At 39.9% G+C, this 25,681-nt stretch carries 23 protein-coding genes and 1 other annotated feature; of the genes, 16 read left to right on the top strand and 7 right to left on the bottom strand.

Annotated elements, in window-relative coordinates:
• Nucleotides 1–48: 48 nt before the first annotated feature.
• Nucleotides 49–822, top strand: a complete 774-nt coding sequence (locus tag ACZ5XR_RS21860; protein ID WP_464498589.1) for a phosphotransferase — start codon at nucleotides 49–51, stop codon at nucleotides 820–822.
• Here ACZ5XR_RS21860 and ACZ5XR_RS21855 read toward each other — a convergent pair whose 3' ends face one another.
• On the bottom strand, nucleotides 823–1,101 hold the full coding sequence (locus ACZ5XR_RS21855) for a YtzH-like family protein (protein ID WP_464498588.1): 279 nt from the start codon (nucleotides 1,099–1,101) through the stop codon (nucleotides 823–825).
• A gap of 161 nt (nucleotides 1,102–1,262) precedes the next feature.
• Here ACZ5XR_RS21855 and trmB point away from each other — a divergent pair, with 161 nt between their 5' ends.
• Together trmB and ACZ5XR_RS21845 are read left to right on the top strand one after the other, a co-directional pair.
• Entirely contained in the window at nucleotides 1,263–1,925 is a 663-nt protein-coding gene (gene trmB, locus ACZ5XR_RS21850; protein WP_464498587.1) for a tRNA (guanosine(46)-N7)-methyltransferase TrmB, read from the top strand.
• 67 nt (nucleotides 1,926–1,992) lie between these two features.
• Nucleotides 1,993–2,832: a YtnP family quorum-quenching lactonase gene (locus ACZ5XR_RS21845; protein ID WP_464498586.1), complete on the top strand. Its 840-nt coding sequence runs from the start codon at nucleotides 1,993–1,995 to the stop codon at nucleotides 2,830–2,832.
• Between the two features lie 10 nt (nucleotides 2,833–2,842).
• Here ACZ5XR_RS21845 and ACZ5XR_RS21840 read toward each other — a convergent pair whose 3' ends face one another.
• A complete protein-coding gene (locus ACZ5XR_RS21840; protein WP_464498585.1) occupies nucleotides 2,843–3,166 on the bottom strand; it encodes a PepSY domain-containing protein in 324 nt (107 codons plus the stop codon).
• 155 nt (nucleotides 3,167–3,321) lie between these two features.
• Here ACZ5XR_RS21840 and ACZ5XR_RS21835 point away from each other — a divergent pair, with 155 nt between their 5' ends.
• The 6 genes from ACZ5XR_RS21835 (at nucleotide 3,322) to murC (ending at nucleotide 10,823) form a co-directional block, all read left to right on the top strand.
• A complete protein-coding gene (locus tag ACZ5XR_RS21835; RefSeq protein WP_464498583.1) occupies nucleotides 3,322–4,395 on the top strand; it encodes a M42 family metallopeptidase in 1,074 nt (357 codons plus the stop codon).
• A 449-nt stretch (nucleotides 4,396–4,844) separates the two neighbouring features.
• A complete protein-coding gene (locus ACZ5XR_RS21830) occupies nucleotides 4,845–5,390 on the top strand; it encodes a DUF84 family protein (RefSeq protein ID WP_464498582.1) in 546 nt (181 codons plus the stop codon).
• Between the two features lie 61 nt (nucleotides 5,391–5,451).
• Nucleotides 5,452–5,763: a thioredoxin family protein gene (locus tag ACZ5XR_RS21825; RefSeq protein WP_464498581.1), complete on the top strand. Its 312-nt coding sequence runs from the start codon at nucleotides 5,452–5,454 to the stop codon at nucleotides 5,761–5,763.
• 95 nt (nucleotides 5,764–5,858) lie between these two features.
• Nucleotides 5,859–6,647, top strand: coding sequence for a DUF1444 domain-containing protein (locus tag ACZ5XR_RS21820; protein WP_464502402.1), 789 nt, complete (start codon nucleotides 5,859–5,861; stop codon nucleotides 6,645–6,647).
• Between the two features lie 153 nt (nucleotides 6,648–6,800).
• Complete coding sequence (locus ACZ5XR_RS21815) at nucleotides 6,801–9,224, top strand: DNA translocase FtsK (protein ID WP_464498580.1); 2,424 nt, start codon at nucleotides 6,801–6,803, stop codon at nucleotides 9,222–9,224.
• A gap of 300 nt (nucleotides 9,225–9,524) precedes the next feature.
• Entirely contained in the window at nucleotides 9,525–10,823 is a 1,299-nt protein-coding gene (gene murC, locus ACZ5XR_RS21810) for a UDP-N-acetylmuramate--L-alanine ligase (protein WP_464498578.1), read from the top strand.
• A gap of 34 nt (nucleotides 10,824–10,857) precedes the next feature.
• On the opposite strand, the gene ACZ5XR_RS21805 is transcribed toward murC, so the two are convergent.
• Nucleotides 10,858–11,973 (bottom strand): aminopeptidase, encoded by a 1,116-nt coding sequence (locus ACZ5XR_RS21805; protein ID WP_464498577.1) that lies wholly within the window; start codon nucleotides 11,971–11,973, stop codon nucleotides 10,858–10,860.
• A 216-nt stretch (nucleotides 11,974–12,189) separates the two neighbouring features.
• On the opposite strand from ACZ5XR_RS21805, the gene ACZ5XR_RS21800 reads away from it, so the two are divergent.
• The 5 genes from ACZ5XR_RS21800 (at nucleotide 12,190) to ccpA (ending at nucleotide 16,219) form a co-directional block, all read left to right on the top strand.
• Nucleotides 12,190–12,651 carry a DUF948 domain-containing protein gene (locus ACZ5XR_RS21800; RefSeq protein WP_464498576.1) on the top strand — a complete coding sequence of 154 codons (462 nt, stop codon included), beginning with the start codon at nucleotides 12,190–12,192 and terminating at the stop codon, nucleotides 12,649–12,651.
• Between the two features lie 22 nt (nucleotides 12,652–12,673).
• Entirely contained in the window at nucleotides 12,674–13,153 is a 480-nt protein-coding gene (locus ACZ5XR_RS21795) for a YtxH domain-containing protein (protein ID WP_464498574.1), read from the top strand.
• Between the two features lie 93 nt (nucleotides 13,154–13,246).
• Nucleotides 13,247–13,579: a bacillithiol system redox-active protein YtxJ gene (ytxJ, locus tag ACZ5XR_RS21790; RefSeq protein WP_464498572.1), complete on the top strand. Its 333-nt coding sequence runs from the start codon at nucleotides 13,247–13,249 to the stop codon at nucleotides 13,577–13,579.
• A gap of 290 nt (nucleotides 13,580–13,869) precedes the next feature.
• The gene (locus ACZ5XR_RS21785) at nucleotides 13,870–14,946 is read left to right on the top strand and encodes a bifunctional 3-deoxy-7-phosphoheptulonate synthase/chorismate mutase (RefSeq protein ID WP_464498571.1); all 1,077 of its coding nucleotides are present in this window, start codon (nucleotides 13,870–13,872) and stop codon (nucleotides 14,944–14,946) included.
• Between the two features lie 274 nt (nucleotides 14,947–15,220).
• Nucleotides 15,221–16,219 carry a catabolite control protein A gene (ccpA, locus tag ACZ5XR_RS21780; RefSeq protein WP_464498570.1) on the top strand — a complete coding sequence of 333 codons (999 nt, stop codon included), beginning with the start codon at nucleotides 15,221–15,223 and terminating at the stop codon, nucleotides 16,217–16,219.
• Between the two features lie 119 nt (nucleotides 16,220–16,338).
• Here ccpA and ACZ5XR_RS21775 read toward each other — a convergent pair whose 3' ends face one another.
• The 3 genes from ACZ5XR_RS21775 to ACZ5XR_RS21765 are packed head-to-tail and all read right to left on the bottom strand — an operon-like array spanning nucleotide 16,339 to nucleotide 18,821.
• A complete protein-coding gene (locus ACZ5XR_RS21775; RefSeq protein WP_464498568.1) occupies nucleotides 16,339–17,511 on the bottom strand; it encodes an acetoin utilization protein AcuC in 1,173 nt (390 codons plus the stop codon).
• Nucleotides 17,508–18,155 carry an acetoin utilization AcuB family protein gene (locus ACZ5XR_RS21770; RefSeq protein ID WP_464498566.1) on the bottom strand — a complete coding sequence of 216 codons (648 nt, stop codon included), beginning with the start codon at nucleotides 18,153–18,155 and terminating at the stop codon, nucleotides 17,508–17,510. Before ACZ5XR_RS21770 ends, ACZ5XR_RS21775 begins: the two co-directional genes overlap by 4 nt.
• 33 nt (nucleotides 18,156–18,188) lie before the next feature.
• On the bottom strand, nucleotides 18,189–18,821 hold the full coding sequence (locus tag ACZ5XR_RS21765) for a GNAT family N-acetyltransferase (protein ID WP_464498564.1): 633 nt from the start codon (nucleotides 18,819–18,821) through the stop codon (nucleotides 18,189–18,191).
• A 400-nt stretch (nucleotides 18,822–19,221) separates the two neighbouring features.
• Between ACZ5XR_RS21765 and acsA the strand changes: the two genes are divergently transcribed.
• On the top strand, nucleotides 19,222–20,940 hold the full coding sequence (gene acsA / locus ACZ5XR_RS21760; protein ID WP_464498563.1) for an acetate--CoA ligase: 1,719 nt from the start codon (nucleotides 19,222–19,224) through the stop codon (nucleotides 20,938–20,940).
• Between the two features lie 258 nt (nucleotides 20,941–21,198).
• Here acsA and ACZ5XR_RS21755 read toward each other — a convergent pair whose 3' ends face one another.
• Nucleotides 21,199–23,976 carry a transglycosylase domain-containing protein gene (locus ACZ5XR_RS21755; RefSeq protein ID WP_464498562.1) on the bottom strand — a complete coding sequence of 926 codons (2,778 nt, stop codon included), beginning with the start codon at nucleotides 23,974–23,976 and terminating at the stop codon, nucleotides 21,199–21,201.
• Between the two features lie 147 nt (nucleotides 23,977–24,123).
• Nucleotides 24,124–24,336 (top strand) — a binding site (T-box leader).
• A 42-nt stretch (nucleotides 24,337–24,378) separates the two neighbouring features.
• Between ACZ5XR_RS21755 and tyrS the strand changes: the two genes are divergently transcribed.
• On the top strand, nucleotides 24,379–25,635 hold the full coding sequence (tyrS, locus tag ACZ5XR_RS21750) for a tyrosine--tRNA ligase (RefSeq protein ID WP_464498560.1): 1,257 nt from the start codon (nucleotides 24,379–24,381) through the stop codon (nucleotides 25,633–25,635).
• The last annotated feature ends 46 nt before the right edge of the window (nucleotides 25,636–25,681 follow it).

Raw genomic sequence — 25,681 nt, 5'->3', positions numbered from 1 at the left:
AATGGACTTGAAACCCCATTAGAAGGCATAAATTGAAGGTGAACAATTTTGGAACATTTACTTGGACAAGAGTGGGAAGTTGTCCCTGCTGGAGGCGCAACTGGAGAGGCCTTTTATGCACAATATGAAGATCAAAAGCTTTTTCTCAAGCGCAATTCCTCGCCCTTTCTTGCCGTCTTATCAGCAGAAGGTATTGTCCCTAAGCTTGTTTGGACAAAACGATTGGAAAACGGGGATGTCATATCAGCACAGCAATGGCTTTCCGGTCGAGAGCTTAAACCAGCTGAAATGAATATGGAGCAGGTTGCCAAGCTGTTAAAGAAAATTCATCGGTCAGAGCCAATGCTTGGCATGTTAAGCCGATTAGAAAAAACAGCCGTATCGCCTGAAACGATCTTTCAATCAGTCGTTGATCTATTAGATCGGGAAGTCCTCAGCTTGCATGTGGTACAAAAGACTTTGAATTTTCTTAAGAAAGAAGTTACGAATGTTTACTCTGAGGAAAAGGTCGTATGCCATGGAGATGTCAACCATAACAACTGGCTGCTTGCCGAAGACAACCAGTTGTATTTAATTGATTGGGACGGTGCAAGTATTGCAGACCCGGCAATTGATTTGGGGCTACTACTTTATTGGTATATTCCCGAGGAAAACTGGGATCAATGGTTAGGTATGTACGGAAAAAAACTAACGGATCGTCTCAGGCTCAGAATGAAATGGTATGTCGCCCTTCAAACGTTATCCTCCATCCAATGGCATAAAGATAAGAATCGGCTGGAGGAAATGGATAAATGGGTAAAGTTTTTAAATGAAATTCTTTGATTAAGAAAATTGATCAATATTGCTGACCCATTCAGAAAGGTTTTCCTGATTAGAAAGGATATGCTGATTTAAATCCGCTGTCCCTGCTCCGTGCTGGCTGTATTGATAAACTTCCTGTAAAATGTTTTTTACGTTTTGATCAACTTGTCCATTGACCATGAGGGATTTCACTAACCGTTCCAATTGTTCACATTCTGAAACAGAACCGCAGCAATCCGTTTGATGGTTGGTTAATATATCTTTAAGTAAGGTAACTTGGTCTTGATGACTTAATGGCATAAAGGAACACCCTTTCAAGTGAAAAATAAAAAGAATTCACAGTTAGGTTGTGAATTCTTTTTTTGTTTATACACCGTTTCCTTATTTTCCAATAAGATTAACTTGAAAGAAGACAAGCACCATGTTATCGTTTGAACGAAATTATTTTTAGGAGTGTATGTATGAGACTTAGACATAAACCATGGGCTAAGGAGAAAATAGAACAATATCCACAATTTATTGTCCCCAATCCGGAATTGCATAAAGGCAAATGGCATGAAGCCTTTGAAAATAGACAACCGCTTCATATTGAAGTGGGAACTGGAAGAGGCCGTTTTATTACAGAAATGGCCAAAGCGAATCCAAGCATTAACTATATGGGAATTGAATTATACGATAGTGTAATCGTGGATGCATTGGATCGGTTAATTGAAGCCGATTTGCCCAATTTAAAGCTTTTAAAAGTAAATGCAAATGATTTAGGAAAGTACTTCGAAAAAAATGACGTAGACAGAGTCTACCTGAATTTTTCCGATCCATGGCCAAAAGTTCGTCATGAAAAAAGACGTTTAACCTATAAAGACTTTTTAAAGCTTTATGAAAATATTTTAGTGGATGGCGGCGAAATTCATTTTAAGACAGATAATCAAGGATTATTTGAGTATTCCTTAATGAGTTTTTCTGCATACGGTCTTTTATTGAAATTTTTGAGTCTTGATCTTCATAAGAGTGAATTTGAAGGAAATATCATGACAGAATATGAACAGAAATTTTCCGAAAAAGGGAATCGTATTTATCGCTGTGAAGTAAAATATCAAAATGAACCAGTGGACAGTTCTTTATAAGAGCTGTCTTTTTTGTTTTTCCTAATTATCAGACAATGCTAAAATAATAGATGAGGAGGAGTGAGAAATGGATACATTAAAAATTGGAAAGGTTTCATTAACATGGTTATCTGGCGGGGTTACGAACTTAGATGGTGGAGCGATGTTTGGTGTTGTGCCGAAAATGCTTTGGGCAAAAAAATACCCGCCTAATGATAAAAACCAAATTGAATGTCCCACTGATCCAATCTTAATTCAAGTCGATGGAATGAATATTTTAGTTGAATCCGGAATAGGCAAGGGCAAGTTAACGGAAAAACAATTACGAAATTTTGGGGTAACAATGGAATCCGAACTGGAAGATTCACTAGGCAAATTAGGAATAAATCCGGAAATGATTGATTATGTTTTAATGACCCATCTCCATTTTGATCATGCCTGCGGTTTGACAACACTTTTAGATGGCGAATATGTTTCTACTTTCCCGAATGCCAAAATCATTACCTCCCAAGTAGAATGGGACGAAATGAGAAACCCAAATATTCGTTCAAAAAATACATACTGGAAAGAAAATTGGCAGGCAATAGAATCACAAGTAATCCCTTTTTCGGAAAAGTGGAATATGGGACCAATCACGATGATTCATACAGGCGGTCACAGTAATGGTCATTCCATCATTATGATTGAAGATGGCGGAGAAATAGCTGTTCACATGGCAGATCTCATGGCAACACATGCCCACCAACATGTATTGTGGGTAATGGCTTACGATGACTATCCAATGGACTCAATCACAGCTAAAGAAAAATGGATGCCATATGGAATAGAAAAAAATTCCTGGTTTACGTTTTATCATGATGCATTTTATCGGGCGGTAAAGTGGGGACCGGATGGGCAAATCGCAGAAAGTCTAAAAAGAAGCCGTTAACGGCTTCTTTTTAGAGATCATTTGATAAAGAACGGATGTCAATTAAGGTTCCCGTTGCGGCATCAGCAATAAATTCGTACTGTTCCGTTTTTCCATGGTTATTTTTTGAAATACCGCCCTTATAAACACGAAATTGAACCTGATGTTTTTCGTATGGCTCAGCTTCCATATGTATCCATGATCCGCTTAAAGGACCACTTTGTTTAAACTTTTTTTTCACATTCTCTAATACTTTATCAGCTGAGAGCGTTGCCTTTTGAGAAATGATTTCTTTTGCTGCAATACCGCCAATTGCACCAAAGACAACACCAAGAAAGAAAGATTTCCAATTCATAACGGGCACCTCCCCTAAGTTTTATCTTGCTATTAGTATATCGTATTAGAAGATAAGAACATAATATTACCATTCTGATTTGAAATATTGGTCAGCGCTTTGATGTTTCTGTAAAATAAACCCTATACATAAATATGAATTGAAGGAGCCTGAACATGAACGAACAAACATTAAAGCTTTTCCAAACCTTAACAGAGCTGCCCGGAGCCCCCGGCAATGAACATTTAGTAAGAAAATTCATGAAAGAACAATTAGCCCAATACACAGATGAAATCGTTCAGGATAATTTGGGAAGTGTTTTTGGTGTGAAAAAAGGAACGGGACAAGGTCCAACAGTGATGGTGGCTGGTCATATGGATGAGGTCGGTTTTATGGTCACGTCTATTACAGATAATGGAATGATCCGTTTCCAGACCCTCGGTGGCTGGTGGAGTCAGGTTCTTTTAGCACAGCGAGTACAAATTATGACCAAAAGCGGCCCCGTCATCGGGGTAGTCGGATCGATTCCTCCCCATTTACTTGATGAGTCAAAGCGAAACAAACCAATGGACATCAAAAATATGCTTATTGACATTGGTGCAGATGATAAAGCGGATGCTGAAAGAATTGGTGTGAAGCCCGGCCAGGCTATCCTGCCAATTTGTCCGTTTACTCCAATGGCCAATGAAAAAAAGGTTTTAGCAAAAGCCTGGGATAATCGCTATGGCTGTGGACTTGCGATTGAATTACTTCAAGAGCTTAAGGAAGACACACTGCCAAATATTCTTTATTCCGGGGCGACTGTCCAAGAAGAGGTCGGCCTCCGCGGGGCACAAACGGCAGCATCGATGATTAACCCGGATATCTTTTTTGCCCTGGATGCCAGTCCGGCAAATGATATGACAGGTGATAAAAATGAATTTGGCCAATTAGGAAAAGGAACACTATTACGGATCCTCGACAAATCGATGGTAACACACCGGGGAATGCGCGAGTTTGTTCTTGATATGGCAGAAACCCATCAGATTCCATATCAATATTTTGTTTCCCAAGGCGGTACAGATGCTGGAAGAGTACATCTTTCGAATGAAGGTGTGCCAAGTGCGGTAATCGGTATTTGTTCAAGGTATATTCATACGCATGCTTCCATCGTGCACGTTGATGATTACGCCGCTGCCAAAGAATTATTAGTTAAACTGGTTAAGGCTTGTGACCAAACAACAGTGGATACAATTAAAGCAAACAGCTGATTTGAAAAGGGGGGCATGGAAACATGTCTTCTTTTTTGGGGAAAAATGTATTTTGGAAAAAAACCCCTAAGTGTCCATGAAGAAAGAGCTCGAGGACACTTTGGGTAAAAATTAAAATCGAAGTGTCCTTGAACAAGACGCTCGAGGACACTTCGGGTGAAAATTTGAGCCAAATGTGTCCTTGAACAAGGCGCTCGAAGACACTTCGAGTAAAAATATGAGCCAAAGTGTCCTTGAACAAGGCGCTCGAGGACACTTTGGGTAAAAATATGAGCCAAAGTGTCCTTGAACAAGGCGCTCGAAGACACTTCGAGTAAAAATTAAAGCCAAAGTGTCCTCGAAGAAAGAACTCGAGGACACTTCGGGTAAAAATTAAAGTCCAAGTGTCCTCGAACACGATAAAAATTGATAATCATTAAATGGAGCTTTTAAAAAAAGAGGTTTAAAATATGAAAATTATTATTGGCACAAAGAATCCTGCTAAAATTACGGCAGTTAAAAATGCTTTTGCTCAAACAAACGCTGAGTTCATTTCCTTGGATATTCCCTCAGGGGTAAGTGCACAGCCGTTTTCGGATAAAGAAACAATACAAGGGGCGATTAATCGTGCTGTAGGTGCTTTACAGCAAGGAAATGGGGATATCGGTATTGGCCTTGAAGGTGGAGTGCAGGAATCTGAACAAGGCTTAATGATTTGTAACTGGGGGGCTCTTGCCGTTAACAGAATGGAACCAATTATAGCTGGTGGTGCCAGACTCCTTCTTCCCGAGGAAGTGGCCGTCCGATTAAGAGCGGGTGAAGAGCTTGGCCCGGTTATGGATGACTATGCCAAAAAGAAAAATGTACGGAAGCATGAAGGGGCAATCGGTATTTTTACGGACGGATTAATTAATCGAGATGACATGTTTACCCATCTCATGAAGCTGTTAATTGGACAATATAACTATAAAATGATTCAAAATGGGCAATCTATTCAAGGCAAATATTTGGACTAACAAATATTTGGATTGATATGATGGATGTAACAAACTACAATTATTTTCGGGGGCGTTGAATTTGAAGCATCTAGAATCAATGGAACAATTTGAACAACTTCGCGATAATGGAAAAACCATTTTTATGTTTTCTGCAGGCTGGTGTCCGGATTGCCGAGTCATTGAGCCGGTACTTCCTGAAATTGAAGAAAAGTTTAAAGAATATACTTTTCTTCATGTGGACCGAGATGAATTTATCGAATTATGTCAGCAATTAGATGTTTATGGCATTCCAAGCTTTATCGGTTTTGAAAATGGAAAAGAGCTGGGGCGTTTTGTCAGCAAAGATCGAAAAACACAGGAAGAAATTGAAGGCTTCATTTCCAGCCTATAAAAATGCAGCAAAAAACCTCCATCTCCTTTTGAGGCGGAGGTTTTTCATGTTAAAATAAATACCGCATCCTTTTTCCTGGAGGGATAGAGATGAAAATGGATAGTAACAAAATGAAAAAAGAACTGGAGTTGCGCTTATCGTCGGGCGATAGACAGATTACCTTTGACCGTAAAAAAGATGAACTAAGGATCGAAAGTTATACGAGCGGCAAGGGGATTACAATTTCCTTAGGGGGAATTGTAGCCAAATGGCATGTAGAAAAAGAAAAAGCCATCGATGAAGTAGTATACTATGTCGAAGAGGGCTTGCGTGCCATGGAGAACACCATCCAGTTAACGGACCTTGAGAAAAACATCTTCCCTGTTATTCGTTCCGCTTCTTTTCCAGCTGAAGCAGAAGAGGGAGTTCCATTATTAATAGATGAACATACGGCGGAAACCAAGATTTACTATGCCGTGGATATGGGAAAAGCTTTCCGATTAATCGATTCCCGTTTAATTGAACAAGAAAGCTGGGATCCCAGCCGGATAAAGGAAATTGCCCTCTTTAATGCAAGGTCACTTCCTACTCCATTAAAAGAGGATATCGTTGCTGGAAACGTTTTTTATTTTCTAAACACCAATGATGGTTACGACGCAAGCCGTATTTTAAATAAAGGCTTTTTAAATGACATGCAGAAAAAAATGGTGGGAACAATGGTGTTAGCCATTCCTCATCAGGATGTCCTGATTATTGCCGATATCCGAAATAATACCGGCTATGATATATTAGCCCAAATGGCGATGAGCTTCTTTGCAAATGGACGTGTCCCAATTACGGCATTGTCATTTTTGTATGAAGAGGGTGAATTAGAGCCAATATTTATTTTAGGGAAAAACAGGTAATAAGGATGAGAAGGGATCACATCTTTTAGTGGTCTTTTTTCATTTGTATTTTCAAATTCTATTATATTTCGACTGATTTTGAGAATTTATGTCGATATGTAATCAAATACTGCTAAAATAGAATCATAGATGAAAGTAGAAAGAGTGATAGTTTTGAGTTGGATCCAAAACCTTTTACAAAGGCTTAAAAATGATGATGAAGACGAATGGATTGAGTCTGACATACATAGTGAAACTAGAGAAAAACAGACGGTCATTAGAAATTTTGAATATGCAAGGGATATTGAAGCTCGAATCTCGTACCAATATCCAAAGACTGCCTTTCGCCTCCCTGTAAAGACAGAAGAAAAATCAAACCCAAAATTAACACCAAAACCAAAATCAACACCAACACCAAACCAAAAACCTGTAAAAGAACCCTACAACTATAGAAGAACTGAAACACATATAAATCGAAAAAAGCCGGAACAAACAGAAGAACCATCGATTAAAACTGAAATGGCAATAACCAGAAGAGAACAGCCGAAAGTAAAGAGCAGCCCGTTTCATCCAACAGATATTCCTTCCCCTATTTTTGGATTCGAACGGCCAAAGAAGAATAAGCCGGAATTAATTGAGCATGAGCTTAGTCATTTTTATAATGAAAAGGAAGAACCGGTCTTTTCGAAAGATGAAAAGGAGGTTAAGGCTGAGTCAATTCCAATCATGATAAATTTGGTCAACCATGAGTCTAACCAGAATGTGATTGAGGAGCCTCCTCAAGAGGAAAAAGTCGAGATTCTTCCTGTTCCTCAAGTGGATACACCTGCCTTACATACACCAGAGGAATCAGAAGCAACGCCTGTCTTACATACACCTGAAGAACCAGAAGCACCGCCTGTCTTAGATGAACCGGCCCAAGAACTTGTAATGGAAGAATCCCGGTCCAAGAGATCTCATCTGCCTTTTAATGTCATGATGTTAAAGCAGGATAAGCTTAAATGGGAAGAGAAAAAAAGAAATAGAAAAGTAGAACAGTCTGCTAGTAAACCTGTGGAAATGAAACAGGTGGAAATGAAACAGGTGGAAATGAAACAGGTGGAAATGCCACAACAACTTTCGCCTGTAGAGGAAGTGCATAAAGAAGAACGGGAGATTCCTTCCTATAATGGAGATTACGAGTTCCCAGTGGCAGAGCTTTTAAATCCGCCGATTTCGGAAGGAATAGATACTGAATGGATCCAATTGCAAGAGGAATTGCTCAATCAAACATTAAAAAACTTTAATGTTGGGGCTAAGGTGGTAAATGTGACCCAAGGTCCTTCTGTAACGCGTTTTGAAGTGCAGCCTGAGCCAGGGGTAAAGGTTAACAAGATAACAAACTTAAGTGATGATATAAAGCTTAGTCTAGCTGCAAGAGATATTCGGATTGAGGCACCTATTCCTGGAAAGCATACCATTGGGATTGAGGTTCCAAACCAAAAATCCCGTCCAGTGTTAATCAATGAAATTATTCAAAGTGAAGTTTTTAAAGAATCGCTTTCCCCGTTAACAGCTGTATTGGGTCTTGATATTTCCGGCAAGCCCATTGTGACAGATTTAAAGAAAATGCCCCATGGCTTGATTGCCGGGGCCACAGGTTCAGGAAAAAGCGTATGTATTAACTCAATTCTTGTCAGCCTATTATATAAAGCAAGTCCTGAGGATTTACGCCTTTTATTGATTGATCCAAAAGTGGTGGAGCTTGCACCGTATAATAGGATTCCACATCTTGTAAGCCCCGTCATTACGGATGTAAAGGCGGCAACAGCTTCATTAAAATGGGCTGTGGATGAAATGGAGAGACGCTATGAGCTTTTTGCTCATACAGGTGTCAGGGATATTAACCGCTTTAATGAAGTAGCAATAAAGCATAAGCGATATTCTGATAAGCTTCCGTTTATAGTGATCATTATAGATGAATTGGCGGATTTAATGATGATGTCGCCGGCAGATGTAGAGGAAGCAATCTGCAGAATTGCCCAAAAAGCCAGAGCCTGTGGCATTCATTTGATTGTCGCAACGCAAAGACCTTCTGTCGATGTTATAACCGGCTTGATTAAAGCGAATATTCCGACACGGATTGCCTTTTCCGTTTCATCGCAAATTGACTCACGAACAATTATTGATATTAGCGGGGCTGAGAAGTTACTTGGTCGTGGCGATATGCTCTTCTTGGAGAACGGTTCATCAAAACCGGTACGTCTCCAGGGAACGTTTGTGTCAGATGAAGAAATTGATCTGGTTGTCGAGCATGTAAGAGAACAACAGGAGCCGCAATATTTATTTGAGCAGGATGAACTTTTAAAGAAGGCTCAAATTACTGAAGAAGAGGATGAACTTTTTTATGAAGCCTGTGAGTTTATTATCAGCCAGGGAGGAGCATCGACTTCAAGCCTGCAGCGCCGCTTTAAAATTGGTTATAATCGGGCGGCCAGATTAATGGATATGCTTGAATCTAACGGTTTTATTTCCGGAGCAAACGGCAGTAAGCCACGTGAAGTGCTCATTACAGAAACCGAATTAGAATCATTACTGGATGCCAGTATGGTTTTTTAACATTTGTTTTCCAGATGTCTGCGAAAAAAATCTATGAAATACAAGTGAAAAAAATTGGGTTAGTTTTTATGTTTGGACAGTGTTATAATTATCTAATGTGATTCTAATATTATTGTCTAGCTGCAGCGCCTAGGGGCTCGAGGTCAAAAGCCAATCCGTCAAGAAGGTTAAAGAACAACCTTCCCGCCGGCTCGTCTTTTGCTTGTCGCCCCTGGACAAGGCGCTTCCGCTTTTCTAATAGCAATTATTGCGAGATGTCATATACTGTTTTACAGATAGACGTTGTTGGAGGTTCTTTATATGACTATTTACCATTTTGTAGGTATAAAGGGGTCTGGAATGAGTGCGCTGGCTCAGGTTCTGCATGATATGAATTTTAGTGTGCAAGGCTCCGATGTCGAGAAGCGCTTTTTTACTCAACTTGCCCTTGAGCAATCAGGAATAAAGATCCTTCCCTTTCAAAAAGAAAATATTAAGCCGGGAATGACCATTATTGCGGGAAATGCTTTTCCAGATACCCATGAAGAAATACAAGAGGCTATGAAGCTTGGGCTTCCGATTGTTCGCTACCATCGTTTTTTAGGTGATTTTATGCAAAATTTCACCAGTGTAGCGATAACAGGTGCACATGGGAAAACGTCCACGACGGGTTTATTAGCCCATGTTATGGAAGGGGCAAAACCTACATCCTTTTTAATTGGCGATGGTACTGGAAAAGGCCAAAAGGGCGCTGAATATTTTGTTTTCGAAGCCTGTGAATATAGAAGACATTTTCTGTCTTACTTTCCTGACTATGCCATCATGACGAATATTGATTTTGACCATCCTGATTATTTTGCCAATATTGATGATGTTTTTTCAGCATTTCAAGAAATGGCCCTGCAAGTAAAGAAGGGCATTTTTGCTTATGGTGATGATGAGCAGCTTCAAAAAATCCAAGCAAAGGTACCAGTATTATTTTACGGCTTTGGCGATGAAAACGATTATCAGGCTAAAAACATTGTAAAAACAACAGAAGGAACAAGCTTTGATGTATTTATCCGCAATACGTTCTATGATAGTTTTACCATACCAACATTTGGAGATCATAGCGTGTTAAATTCACTTGCAGTTATCGCTCTATGCCATTATGAGGAAATAGATACTGCAGTAGTGAAGGAGCAATTAACGTCGTTCCGAGGTGTAAAGAGAAGATTCTCTGAAAAAAGAATCGGCTCCCAAATCCTGATTGATGACTATGCCCATCATCCGACTGAAATTAAAGCAACGATTGATGCGGCTAAGCAGAAATATCCGGATAAAAATATTATCGCAGTTTTTCAGCCCCATACTTTTACAAGGACACAAGCCTTTTTAGAAGATTTTGCAGAAAGCTTGCGTAAAGCGGATAAATCGTTTTTATGTGAAATTTTTGGCTCGGCTCGTGAAAATCATGGAAAGCTTTCCATTAAGGATTTACAGGATAAAATTGCCGGAGCAGAAATTTTATCAGAAGATCATACATCAGTTCTTCAACAATATGACGACAGTGTGATAATTTTTATGGGTGCGGGAGACATTCAAAAGTTCCAGGACTCATATGAAAAGCAATTATCATAGAAAAAGGATGCCGACGCCGGCATCCTTTTCTTACTTATTTAAGATTTTCTGGGTTCAAGCCTTCTAATTCCGGAATGACAAATAATCCATCCTTGCGAATGAGTACATCATCGAAATAGATTTCACCGCCGCCGTACTCTGGGCGCTGTATATTTACCATATCCCAATGGATATTGGAATGGTTTCCGTTAAAGGCATCATCATAACATTGTCCTGGAGTGAAGTGAAAGCTGCCGGCTATTTTCTCATCGAAGAGAATGTCCTGCATTGGGTTTAAAATAAATGGATTTACTCCAATCGCAAATTCTCCAATATAACGAGCTCCCTCATCCGTATCGAAGATTTTATTAATGCGTGCAGAGTCATTTGCCTCAGCTTCGACAATTTTTCCATCCCTAAAGGTAAGTTTCACATTTTCAAATGTAAAGCCCTGGTATGGTGATGGAGTATTGTAAGTAACAACACCGTTAACCGAATCACGAACAGGAGCGGTATAAACCTCGCCATCAGGAATATTTAATCTTCCTGCGCATTTAATTGCCGGAATATCTTTAATGGAGAAAGTAAGATCCGTACCAGGACCAGTAATCCGGACTTTGTCCGTTCTATTCATAAGTTGCTCAAGGCTGTTCATGGCTTGATCCATTTTTCCGTAATCCAAGTTACAGACATCAAAATAGAAGTTTTCAAAGCCTTCTGTGCTCAATTTTGCCAATTGCGCCATTGAAGTGGTTGGGTAACGAAGAACAACCCATTTTGTTTTAGGAACACGGATGCTAGTATGAACTTTTTTCCCAATAGTATTGCCATGAATCTTCATTTTGTCATCTGGAACATCGGCAAGTTCATTGATGTTATCCCCGGAACGTAATCCTATGTATGCATCCATTTTGCTCATCACATTTGCTTCAAATTCTGCCATCATATCAAATTGCTCTTCCTCAGCACCTAAAAGAAGCGAACGATCGACTTGCTGATCTTTTAATAAAACAAATGGATATCCCCCGGCAAGATATGCTTCTTTCACAAGTGCCGTAACGAGCTCTCTCTGTAGGCCGAAGTTTTCAATTAAGACTTTTTCGCCCTTTTGGAGCTGTACAGAATAGTTAATCAGATTTTTAGCCAGCTTCTCAATTCGTGGATCTTTCAAGTAAAACGCCTCCAACTATATTAAGTAACACACATTTCTATTGTAACCGATTTCTTATGAGAATGTTGAAGAATTACTATATTAAGAAAAGAGTAATTATTTTTAACAAATGGCAGGAAAACAAGACAAAATTATTGAAGTAGTATAAGATTATTAGCGAGGTTTATACCCTATTGTCTTGGGTAATACATATTGATAGAGGTACGGAGGTGCAAGATGATAATCATTTTATATTTGAGTGTTGCTTTGATAGCGGTGGCATTTTTAATCCTGGTTATATATGTGTCCAAAATGCTAAAATCCCTTCAAAAAACGCTTACAGATGTCTCAAAAACGCTCACAGGATTAGAAAATCAGCTGCAAGGGGTTACGTCAGAAACGACGGTGCTTTTGCGTAAAACGAATGCAATTGCAGATGATTTCCAACAGAAAGCGGAGAGTTTGAACAGTGTGGTTGAGGCCGTTAAAGAGGTGGGAACAACGGTTAATAAATTTAATGGATCCTTACAGAACATGGCAAATTCTTTTGATAGACAAGTAGAGCAAAGTAAAGAAAAAATCACGCAAATTGTCCAATGGAGCAATGTAATTCTTGAATTAAAAGATAAGTGGAAAGCTAAAAAAGAGACCGGTGATGAAGCACCAACTGATGAAAGAAAAAGGGTAAGAGCAAGATAGATATTGGATGGGAGTGATGTTTATGTCAAGCAGAGATTTTGAATCCAGAGAAAATACTCAAATTAGAAAAGAGAAATCACAAAATAATTTTTTGCTTGGAGCATTAATTGGAGGATTGGCCGGTGCTGCGGCAGCACTATTATTTTCTCCGAAATCGGGAAAAGAACTTCGAAATTCAATCAATCATCAAACAGGCTCAATAAAGGATAAAACGGTTCAGCTTCGAGAAAATGTGATCATCAAAAGTAATCAAATTTCAACTAAGACATCATCACTTACCCAAGGTCTAGTAAATCAATCAAATGATATTTTGAAAAAGCTGAAACCAACGAAAAGTGATGAAGATGAAGAAAAAGAGATCAATTATATTCCTCTTCAAACTCCTGCTGAAAAAATAACGACCAAAAACGTAATGATCCCAATTGATTCTGATGATATTAGAAGAAAATTGGAAGAGGCTCAAAGAGCATTTGATGAAGAAGAAAACAAAGTAAAGCACTAAGTTTTTTCGGTGTTTTTAAATCTGAATATTTGTTATAGGAACGGTGAAGTGATAAAATGACTTCACCGTTTATTAATTTTGGAGGTATCAAAAATGCTAGAAAAAATAGACACACTAGAACAGTTTGAAGAAATTTTGAAAGATCAGAAGACCTTTTACTTCTTAAAGCATAGTTTAACATGCCCAATTAGCCATGCTGCCTACCAAGAATATCAAAAATATGCCGAGGCCAACCAATCCGTTCCAACCTATTATTTAGCTGTGCAGGATTCAAGGCCATTATCCAACGAAATTGCAGAGAAGTTTCAGATTAAACATGAGTCCCCGCAGGCAATTCTTTTCTCAAATGGTGAAGCTCGATGGAATGCTTCTCATTGGAAGATCACCAATCGATCTTTAGCAGGTGCTATCACTGAAAATCTATAACAGCCCGTCGGAAAAATTAATAAAACAGGTTATTTTAGCGAACCTTTAATGAAATAAAAACATATATTAATTTAATATACCTAAAGGCTGCTTTAGCGCTTAAAAGCGTTTAATTATTAAAGAAAAAATGCGTGACAAAAAAAATTATATCCGCTATAATTAAGCCTAATTATATGAAAATGAAGAAAATTCGCTGATTTAAACCTTCAACGAAATCAAAAATTGCACTTATGCATTCAGTATTTAATGGGCAATAAAGCTGACTTGCAAGTGAAAGGACGGGAACAAAATTGGGCAAAAATGAATTGGATCAATTAAGAGCGCGTGTGGATGAATTAAACTTGGAATTGTTGAGGCTTATTAATGAGAGAGCCCAACTCGTCCAAGAAATCGGTCAAGTTAAAGGGAACCAGGGAGTTTACCGTTATGACCCTGTTCGTGAAAGAAAAATGCTTGAGGTTATTAAGGAGAATAATGATGGTCCCTTTGACAATTCAACCATTGACCATATTTTTAAAGAAATCTTTAAAGCAGGTCTTGACCTGCAAAAAGATGACCATAGCAAGGCATTGCTGGTATCAAGAAAGAAAAAGCCTGAAAATACGATTGTTACTTTAAAAGGAGAAAATATTGGTGACGGGAAGCCTCACTTCGTATTTGGTCCTTGTGCCGTAGAGTCCTATGAGCAAGTGGCGACAGTGGCTAAAACGATGAAGGAAAAAGGCTTGAAGCTTCTTCGCGGCGGTGCCTATAAACCAAGAACCTCACCATACGATTTCCAAGGCTTAGGTGTTGAAGGGTTAAAAATCCTTAAAAAAGTTGCAGATGAATTTGATATGGCGGTTATTAGTGAAATCGTAAGCCCTGCTGACATTGAAATGGCAGTTGATTATTTGGATGTTATTCAAATCGGTGCACGTAACATGCAAAACTTCGAGCTATTAAAAGCTGCTGGTGCAGTGAACAAGCCAATTTTATTAAAAAGAGGTATTGCCGCTACGATTGAAGAATTTATCAATGCAGCTGAATATATCATGGCTCAAGGAAATGGTCAAATTATCCTTTGTGAGCGAGGAATTAGGACATACGAGAGGGCCACAAGAAATACGCTGGATATATCTGCAGTACCGATTTTGAAGCAAGAGACACATTTGCCAGTATTTGTTGACGTTACTCATTCCACTGGAAGAAGGGATTTGCTCCTTCCAGCTGCCAAAGCTGCTATTGCCATCGGTGCAGACGGAGTAATGGCTGAGGTACATCCAGATCCTGCCGTTGCACTTTCAGATGCACAGCAGCAAATGGATCTTAAGCAATTTGATCAGTTTTTCAATGAATTGCTATCTTCAAATTTTGTAAAGATTTAATGTCAGAGGTAACGGATAACTGAGAAAAAAACCTTCTGCAAATGTCTGCAGAAGGTTTTTTTTGATTAATAGCAGAAAATAAGGACGAATATAATTGTTTCTTTCATATTCTTGTCGTATCATTAAAATACATAACTAAGATTGTTTACTATATCACAAATAGAAAAGCCCGAGATTAAAGGGACTGGAACTATACAAAAGAAAATGACTAGGTTATTGAAATCTGCTGTAAAATAAAGAAAATAATGTTTCGTTTTTAAGGAGAGTGTAGGCAATGAATGTGACAATTTATGATGTTGCCAGAGAGGCAAACGTTTCCATGGCAACTGTTTCACGTGTAGTTAATGGGAACCCAAATGTCAAACCGGTGACCCGCAAAAAAGTGGTGGAAGTGATCGAAAGATTAGGATATCGGCCAAATGCTGTGGCAAGGGGATTGGCGAGCAAAAAAACAACAACAGTCGGTGTCATTATACCAGATATTTCTAACATCTTTTTTGCAGAATTAGCCCGTGGTATTGAAGATATCGCAACCATGTACAAATATAATATTATTTTAAGCAATTCGGATCAAAACAGGGATAAGGAATTACATTTAATCAATACCATGCTGGGAAAACAAGTGGATGGACTTGTCTTTATGAGCGGTAATATTACCGGGGAGCATGTTGAAGAATTCGAAAAATCCCCGGTTCCAATTGTCTTGGCAGGCTCCATTGAGAAGTCTGAAACGATTCCGTCTGTTAATATCGATTATGAGCAAGCAGCATACGATGCCGTGAACGAATTCATTGAAAAGGGCCATAAAAACATTGCCTATGTTATTGGGCCGCTTCATGAACCGGAAAATTCAGAGAAAAAATTAAACGGGTACAAGCGGGCACTTCAAGAAGCGGATATTCCATATAGTGAAGAATTAATTGTCGAAGGGGATTATACCTATGATTCCGGGATTGAGGCCTTTGAAAAATTATTGGAAGTATCTGAAAGACCGACGGCTATTTTAGTCGGTTCAGACGAGATGGCACTCGGAGTGGTTCACGGTGCAGAAGATAAAGGATTTCGTATACCAGAGGATTTTGAGGTAATCACCTCGGATAATACAAGGCTGGCACTGATGGTTCGCCCGCAACTTACCACCATTGTGCAGCCATTATATGATATCGGTGCTGTTGCCATGCGCTTACTGACAAAATTAATGAACAAGGAAAAAGTGGAGCAGCATATTGTGGTATTACCTCATAGAATAGAGCATCGACAATCAACTAAATAATATGGTATTCCAAAAAGGGTCAGTCCCCTTGTCCAACATCAATTTATAGCCGCTTTTAAGCTAGTTCAGCTATATATTGACGTTGTGGGGTCTGACCTTTTGTTATGGGATATTATCTACTATATTGATTCACTTTTTTGATGGTTACGAATGGGATAAAGGGCTTTTTCAAGTGTTCTTAAATTTTTTTCCGTAATTTCTGCCTTCCTTGGAATGGGGGTATATAGATTTATGGGATCTCCCCACTGTTTCGGTAATTCTACCGGTGAATCTTTTTGCCAGAAGGCTGCCCAGTCAGAAGGTAAATTTCCATAACAATTCGAGTTTTCAGTCATTTCCATCCAAATAAGCGCCCATGCTCTTGGAACTACCCTCCATATATCATAGCCCCCACCGCCGACTGCTATCCATTTGCCGTTACAATATTGGTGAGCAATCTCATGGGCAAGCCTGGGAATCTCTCGATAGATGTTCATTGTTGCTGATAAATGAGTAAGCGGGTCGTAATAATGTGAATCTGCTCCATTTTGGGTAAGAATAACATCTGGTTTAAAGAACTCTGCAATCTCCTTAAACGCTGAAGTATAGACGTGAAGCCAGGATTCATCTTCTGTGAAAGCATCTACAGGTATATTGAATGAATACCCGTAGCCTTTTCCTTGGCCGCGCTCATTAACATTTCCTGTTCCGGGAAACAGATATCTTCCAGTTTCATGAATGGAAAGGGTACAGACGTCAGGATCATCATAAAATGACCATTGAACCCCATCTCCATGGTGGGCATCGGTATCCACATATAAGACACGGGCATTGTATTTCTTTTGCAGATATTTAATGGCAACCGAACTATCATTGTATACACAGAATCCTGAGGCTTTTCCACGGAATCCGTGATGCAGTCCTCCACCAAGATGAAGGGCATGTACGGCTTTTCCTGTCATGACTTGATCGACTGCCTCCAGCGTCCCTCCAACCAGCAAGGCACTAGCTTCATGCATGTTGGGGAAAATCGGAGTATCCTCCGTTCCCAAGCCATAGTTTTCTGCAGTTTCTTTTGGGAGCTGTCCATGTCCGGCAGCTTTGACGGCAGCGATGTAGCTTGGGTCATGGACCAGTGCCAGTTCATCCATTGTTGCCACCCTTGGAGGAATCATTTGTTCCGGATTTAAGGCATTCATTTTATTTAATAAATCAACGGTTAATTTTAATCGGAATTGGTTGAAAGGGTGATGACTGCTGAACTTATAATTCAGCAGTTCCTCTGAATAAACAAACGAGCATTTGTCCGTCATAGCGAATTCTCCGGAAGATGTGGCCATAGAACTTGATGTCCTGCTTTTTTTAGATCTTCAATCAGTCCGACAGGATTCATTAATTGTACCCGAATAACCAGTATTTTATATTGCTCATCCTTTTTATCGGGGTATACAAGGACACTTAGAATATTCGCTTTTCTTTTGCTGAAAATGTTGGCTACATCACTTAGGATACCGGCGATATTTGGAACCTTTACTTCGATTTGCGACCCTGGCTGATGAGCCCCTGTTAACTCAACCATCGTTCTTAGCAGGTCTGTTTCTGTAATGATTCCGACGAGTTTATTATCTTTTGTTATGGGAACGCAGCTGATCCGATGCTCATAAAACACCCCAGCCAGCTCTTCTACGAAATCAAGCGGATGTCCAGTAATCACATCTTTTTTCATTATGGTTTCAACGGGCTTTTGCAAATCTTCTATATGTTCATCTGCATGAAAAATGGATGGGAGGCAATCCCGGATATCCACAGCTGTTACTAATCCAACTAAATGAGCCTCTGAATCGATAATTGGAACATGACGGATCTTTTGGGCTTCCATAAGCCTTAGTGCTGCCTCAATTGAATCGGTAGGGAGAAGTGTCGCCACTTTTGTTTTCATAATCTCTTCAGCTATCAACTTAAAAACCCTCCTTTATATAGAAAAATAACATTAGTACATAAAGCGGTTCATAAAACGAAGTCGGTCAAAGCTTTGAAGTGAATCAGAATCGATATTATTTCCGACCTTGACCATTAAACAGTTGGCAGGATGTGAACAAATTTCAGGATCGTCTGTTGCATACCAAACAAGACCTCCCGCATTCATCATTTTTTCCATTATTTTTCGGTATTCCCATACATTTAACCCAGTTCCTTTTAAATCCCAATGCCAATAATATTCAGTTGTAATGGTGATATAATTCTCCATTGCTTCATCCATCATTGACACCGTTAAAAGATTTTTGCCGACTGCACTTCCTCGAAATTGGGGGATGACTTCAATGGCCCCTAATTCTATTAAATTATCCATTTTTCCCTCCGACCATCGCTCAAGGGGGTCAGGGTATAGAAAAGTAACATATCCAACAATGGTATGACGGTATCTGGCAATAATAATTCTGCCTTCTTCAAGACCGGCAATCCCGATTAACGCTTGATGCTGCTGTATTGCAGGTCGAAAGGCTTTTAGGTCTTCGTGAAAATCAAGACCTGCTAGTTTATCCGGTGAAATAGGACCTTCGATAATGATGTTCCCATGTGGGGTTTTTAATTCTTTTGCATTGTACGTTTTTTTATGTTCCATTTAGTCACCTTCTTGAAAACATTCGATTTTCAATTCTATTATACATAAAAACTATTATGAAAAACCGACTTCACAAAATTTTCAGTTTTATGCGAAAAGTATTATTGTTATTTAGAGTGGTTGATTTCCGCTCCAGGATGCTCACTTTCCGCGGGGCGGGCGGTGAGCCTCCTCGTCGCTTCGCTCCTGCGGGGTCTCACCTGTCCCGCTGCTCCCGCAGGAGTCTCGCACCTTCCGCTCCAATCAACTTCTCATATAACCTATTTAAAAACAACAATCTTTTAGAAAGCCATTTTTAAAAAAAGTTCATTCAAGAATAATATTGTAATAATTTTAAAATTGAGAATAGTTACTATTTGTACTATAATTATCTCAACCGATCAAGAAGGGGGATTTATATATGAAAGTGGAAACGCTGCCAGTGGTTCAGGGGGACCATAATTTACGCAATTATGAAGAAATGTACGAGCAATTTAGCTGGAAAGATGTTGAAAAGGAATTTAGCTGGTCTGAAACAGGTCTTGTGAATCTTGCGTACGAGGCCATTGACCGTCATGTCAAAACGTTCCGGAAAAATAAAATTGCACTTTACTATCGTGATGGCTCAAGAGATGAAAAGTATACCTTTAAAGAAATGAAGGAGCTTTCAAATAAGGCTGGGAATGTTTTAAAGACCTACGGTGATGTTGAAAAAGGGGACCGCGTCTTTATTTTTATGCCCCGCTCACCAGAGTTATATTTTACTGTTTTAGGTGCCATTAAGCTGGGCGCAATTGTCGGCCCATTATTTGAAGCATTTATGGAGGGCGCTGTTAGAGACCGCTTGCAGGACAGCGGTGCAAAAGTCCTTGTGACTACTCCGGAATTATTGGAGAGGGTTCCTGTCGGCGATCTGCCAGAATTGAAGCATATTTTCCTTGTTGGGGAAAATATTGTTGAAGAAGGCCCTTATATTGACTTTTTGCAAAAGCATAAAGAAGCGAGAAATGATTTAAGAATTGAATGGGTAGACAGAACCGATGGTTTAATCCTGCATTATACATCCGGTTCTACAGGAAAACCAAAAGGTGTATTGCATGTACATAACGCCATGCTTCAGCATTATCAAACTGCTAAATGGGTTCTGGATTTAAAAGAAGATGATGTGTACTGGTGTACGGCTGACCCGGGCTGGGTGACAGGCACCTCTTACGGAATATTCGGCCCATGGTTAACAGGTACCTCCAATGTGATTATTGGCGGACGGTTCAGCCCTGAAAACTGGTATAAAATGATTGAAGATTTCGGGGTAACGGTTTGGTTCAGTGCGCCTACTGCCTTCAGAATGTTAATGGGCGCAGGTGATGAAATTGTCAAGAAGTTTGATTTGAGCAGCCTCCGCCATGTTCTTAGCGTAGGGGAGCCATTAAATCCTGAGGTTGTCAAATGGGGAGCAAAAGTATTTAATAAACGAATTCATGATAACTGGTGGATGACGGAAACAGGTGCTACGCTTATTTCCAATTATCCATGCATTCCGATTAAACCAGGTTCAATGGGAAAACCAATTCCGGGAGTAACAGCAGCGATTGTCGATGACCAAGGAAACGAGCTGCCTCCATACCGCATGGGTAATCTTGCAGTGAAAAAAGGCTGGCCTTCCATGATGCATACGATTTGGAATAATAAAGAAAAATATGAGTCTTATTTTATGCCAAGCGGCTGGTATGTTTCCGGTGATTCTGCCTATATGGATGAAGAGGGATATTTCTGGTTCCAAGGTCGAATCGATGATGTGATTATGACATCCGGTGAACGCGTTGGACCATTTGAAGTGGAAAGCAAGCTTGTTGAGCATCCGGCAGTTGCAGAAGCCGGTGTCATTGGCAAGCCGGACCCTGTCAGAGGAGAAATCATTAAAGCGTTTGTTGCATTGCGGGAAGGGTATCACCCTACGGATGAGTTAAAAGAGGAAATCCGGCAATTTGTGAAATTGGGGCTTGCCGCTCATGCTGCGCCAAGAGAAATTGATTTCCGCGATAAGCTTCCGAAAACAAGAAGTGGTAAAATCATGAGACGCGTCCTAAAAGCATGGGAATTGAATCTCCCAACTGGTGACCTTTCTACTATGGAAGATTAATCCTAATGGCTCTGTTAAAGGCGAATGCTGATTTTTTACAACTGTTGATTGGAGTGGAGGGCGCTCGACTCCTGCGGGATGAAGAGGTCACGGGAGACCCCGCAGGCGCCTAAAGCGCCGAGGAGGCTCCCGGACCTCCCCGCGGAAAGCGAGCGCCTGGAACGGAAATCAACAACTAAGTTTAAAAGAGCCGAATAAAAAATAAAACCGCATTGGAGTAACATCCAATGCGGTTTTATTATAACTTAACTGGTTTGATTATTTAAGTGAATTAGCCGGATCTGTTCCGACTTCAGAAGTATCGCTAATATCTACTAAATTAGATGGAGCGGATTCCTTGCCTGCTATATCAACAGCCGTTACAAAATAAGTCCCAGGCAGTGCTGTATAGGATAAGCTTGACCCGCTTTTTATGTTGGCAATCTTTGAAGATAAGAGCCCTGTATGATAAACCCGATAGCCGATAACATCATTATCAAGTGACGCTGACCAGGATAGATGATTTCCGGTGGCAGCTAATTTTACAGGGTCTGGGACTTTGCCGTTATCAACAATCTTGGCGTTCGGAACAAGAATGTTTGCCCAGCGGCTTCGTTTTGGGATAAGCTGACTGGGATTGCTAAAGTTTTTGCCTACCATACGTGTAATAAAATCAGGATTTAAAATAAGACCTTTTTGAACAAATTCAGCTGGAGTAGAATCCAAAGCCAAATACTTTCTTGTGCCAACGGTGACATAGTTGCCTTCAATTAAGCTATCATCGACTTTTGTCGGGACGTACTTTGCATTAAAGTAATCACTATCGACCAGACCAGCTTGTGTGCAGGCTGCTGATGGAAGCATGCCTGATACAGCACAAATGGAACGTCTTACAATCCCATTTGGCATTTTAAATGGTTGTTTCGGTGCGATCAAAGATGGCTTAATCTTATAGGCTGCATTAATTAAGGCTACCCATAAATTATTAGTCCGCTGGCTATATGACATATAACCGGAAGACTTTAAGGATTTTGGCGTATCATAGCCCGTCCAGATACCAAACGTCACATTCGGATTGGTCCCAACCAACCAGGAGTCTTTATAATCAACTCCGGTTCCTGTCTTTCCTGCCCAATCCGTACTAAACTTAAGTCTGGAATTAATTCCGGCGGCTGTCCCCATCCGAATAACATCGCGCATCATATCTAATGTTAGATAAGCTGTTTGTGGTGTAAAAACGTTAACAGGCTTTGTTTGATGCTGATAAATAACTTTTCCATGTTTATCGGCAATTTTATCAATTAAATAAGCATCAATAAATTTCCCGCCATTGGCGAATGTAGTAAATGCATTCGTATTCTCTTCAACGGTAACGCCATCTTTCATAGAGCCAATCGCGGTTGCCAGGTTGGTATAATCCTCGTTGCGAAGAGAGGTAAAGCCCATTTTTTCTAAATATTTTGCCGGGCGGTAATTGATGATTTCACTGTATAGCTTTACAGCAGGGACATTGTATGACCAAGCAAGGGCGTATCTTGCAGAGACCAAACCGCTATACCTTAAATCATAGTTATGCGGCCATGGACTGTTGCTTGCTGGATTAAGTTTTAAGGCAACATCGGGTAAAGTAGTGCCAGGAGCAGCTTTTCCCATTTCAATTGCCGGACCGTAAACAAGGAGCGGCTTCATAGTTGAGCCGTTTTGCCTGATTGAACTTGTTGCATGATTAAGCTGTTGTTTTTTATAATTTCGTCCGCCGACAAAGCTTAAGATCTTACCGGTCTTATTTTCAATCAGCATGGCTCCTACTTCCACAGGCTCCATGACTGTTTTCATTTTACCAGTATCGGGATCCTTTTTTTCCTGCGGTTTATCCGGACCATAATAAGGATAATGATCCTTTGCCTTCTGCATGGCATCATAAATGTTTTTGTTGATGGTTGTATGAATTTCGTATCCATTTTGGTGCAGGTCATGGGCAGCTAATGTTTGGTATTTGTAAACAAGATTTTTATCCTTTTTTAATACAGCTTCGCTGTACCCATCTTTTTTCGCCAAGATTCCGGCGATAATATCAATGGAGCGCTTTTCAATTTCAGCTGTAAGCCAAGGGTATTTTTCCGTAGGACTTGGTTTTGGCGGGATAAAATCCTTCGTAATGTTATAGGACGAAGCTTCTGCATATTGCTTGTGATTTATGTAACCGCCATCATACATCCGTTTTAAAACTGTTTTCATCCGGTTCAGCCCAGGCTGCAAATTGCTTTTTACTTTCCCATCTCTCGTAAATGGAGTATATCCAAAGGGGCTTTGTGGCAATCCTGCAATAAAGGCTGCTTCCGGCAGCGTTAACTGACTTGCATTCTTTCCAAAGATCCCTTTTGCCGCGGCTTGAACGCCGGCGATATTCCGACCTGAGGAATTTCTGCCGAATGTGGAGACATTTAAGTAGGCTTCAAGAATTTGATTTTTGGTGAAAAATTTCTCTACTCGAAGTGCAAGTAATATTTCATTTGCTTTCCGCTGGAAAGAAACTTCATTTGTTAAAATCTGATTCTTTATTAGCTGCTGGGTAAGAGTGCTTCCTCCAGATTGAACAGAAGAGTTCGTGACTTCCTGAAAAAGTGCCCGTAGAACCGCTTTGGGGACAACACCATTATGTTGGTAAAAATATTGGTCCTCTGTTGCGACCACCGCTTTTTTTAAATAATCCGAAACTTGATTAAGGCTGACTTCCTCACGTTCAAGATCGGATCTAAGTTTTCCGATGTATACATTATCTGCAAAATAGAGGTCAGAGGTTTCATTATAATTATAAATGTCTTTCTTTAAACTGTTATAAGACCGGACAGGCTCATCTTTAACCAGTGAGGCAAAATAGCCTGCACCAACGCCTGTCGCAAAAGAGCCGCCAAGAATGAGAACGGTAAGAAAAAGAAGTAAAAGATTCCAAAAAACTCCATAAGTGATCCTGGCACTTTTCACGGTCTTTTTATGTGTTATCAAATTAAGTAAGGACTTTAATTTTTCTTTCCAAGCATGTAGCTTATCCTTCATTAATAGCATCACCTCGACTAAAATCACCTAATTATAGCATATCCCTCTTTGAAAAAATGACAATCTTCTACATTTATCTTAATTTTCCAATTTGGGTTTGACAGATACTATGTAAATGTGGTAAAAGTAGCTATAACAAATTTATATTTTATAGCTGTGAACGGAATCAATTGTAGAACTTCTATCCCTGTTTAAAGAGAGTCAGCGGATGGTGTAAGCTGACACAAATAGAAGATCGAATTACATCCGGGAGCTTTCTCTGTGAACTTTGAGTAACAGAGAACGGTCAAACCGTTAACTTTTCGAGTTGGAGGAAATTTTCCTCAAGCTGGGTGGTACCGCGATCATTTCGTCCCTGCAATATTTGCAGGGACGTTTTATTATTTTATTGGAGGTTTTTTTATGAATTTATTGCAGGATTTAGCTTGGAGAGGGATTATTTATCAGCAGACCGATGAAGAGGGATTAAAGGATGTTTTAGCAAGTGAAACGATTTCATTATATTGCGGAGTAGACCCGACTGCAGACAGCATGCACATCGGACACTTACTTCCTTTTTTAACCTTAAGAAGATTTCAAAATGCAGGACATCGGCCGATTGTTCTGGTTGGGGGAGCTACAGGTTTAATTGGCGACCCAAGCGGTAAAAGTGAGGAGCGAAAGTTATTAACATTGGATACCGTTCAGGAAAATGTTGCTGGAATCAAGAAGCAATTAGAATCGATCTTTGAGTTTTCCGGTGAAAATGGTGCAATTATGGTCAATAACTATGATTGGGCAGGTTCTATGGATATTGTTTCATTCCTGCGTGATATCGGCAAGCATATTGGTGTTAACTATATGCTTGCCAAGGATACAATCGCCTCCCGTCTCGAAACAGGTATTTCCTTTACGGAATTTACTTACACGATTCTACAGGCGATGGATTTCAATCATTTATATGAGCATCACAATTGTAAATTACAAATCGGCGGCAGTGATCAGTGGGGGAATATTACCTCAGGGCTTGAATTAATTCGTAAAATGCAGCCAGAAGGCTCAAAAGCATTTGGTTTGACGATCCCGCTCGTGACAAAAGCGGACGGAACCAAATTTGGAAAAACTGAAGGCGGGGCAGTTTGGCTGGATCCAGAAAAGACAACGCCTTACGAATTCTACCAATTCTGGATTAACACGGCGGATGCGGATGTTGTCAAATACTTGAAATTCTTCACTTTCCTTTCACATGAAGAGATTGAACTGCTGGAAAAAGCGGTGGAAGAAGAACCACATATACGGAAGGCGCAAAAGGCATTAGCAGAGGAAATGACCCGTCTTATTCATGGCGAGGATTCATTACAGCAAGCAATTAAAATTTCACAGGCATTATTTAGCGGCGATGTTAAAGATCTTACGGCTGCCGAAATTAAGCAAGGATTTAAAGATGTTCCTTCTTTTGATGCATCAAAATTTGAAGGGAATCTTGTTGATTTATTGGTTACCGCAGGCATTTCTCCATCCAAACGCCAAGCGCGTGAAGATATTACAAATGGAGCCGTCTCCATTAACGGGGAACGCATCACAGACAATGCCTATACCTTAACCGAAAGCGATCGAATTGAAGGGCAATACACAATTATCAGAAGAGGGAAAAAGAAGTATTCTTTAATTAATTTTTAAGCTGTGTTAAAGGTGAATGTTGATTTTTTATAGCTGTTGATTGGAG

The organism is Neobacillus sp. Fa239 (genome assembly GCF_055395235.1).
Note: the sequence above shows the minus strand (reverse complement) of the source record. Positions and strands in the feature narration are given on the sequence as shown.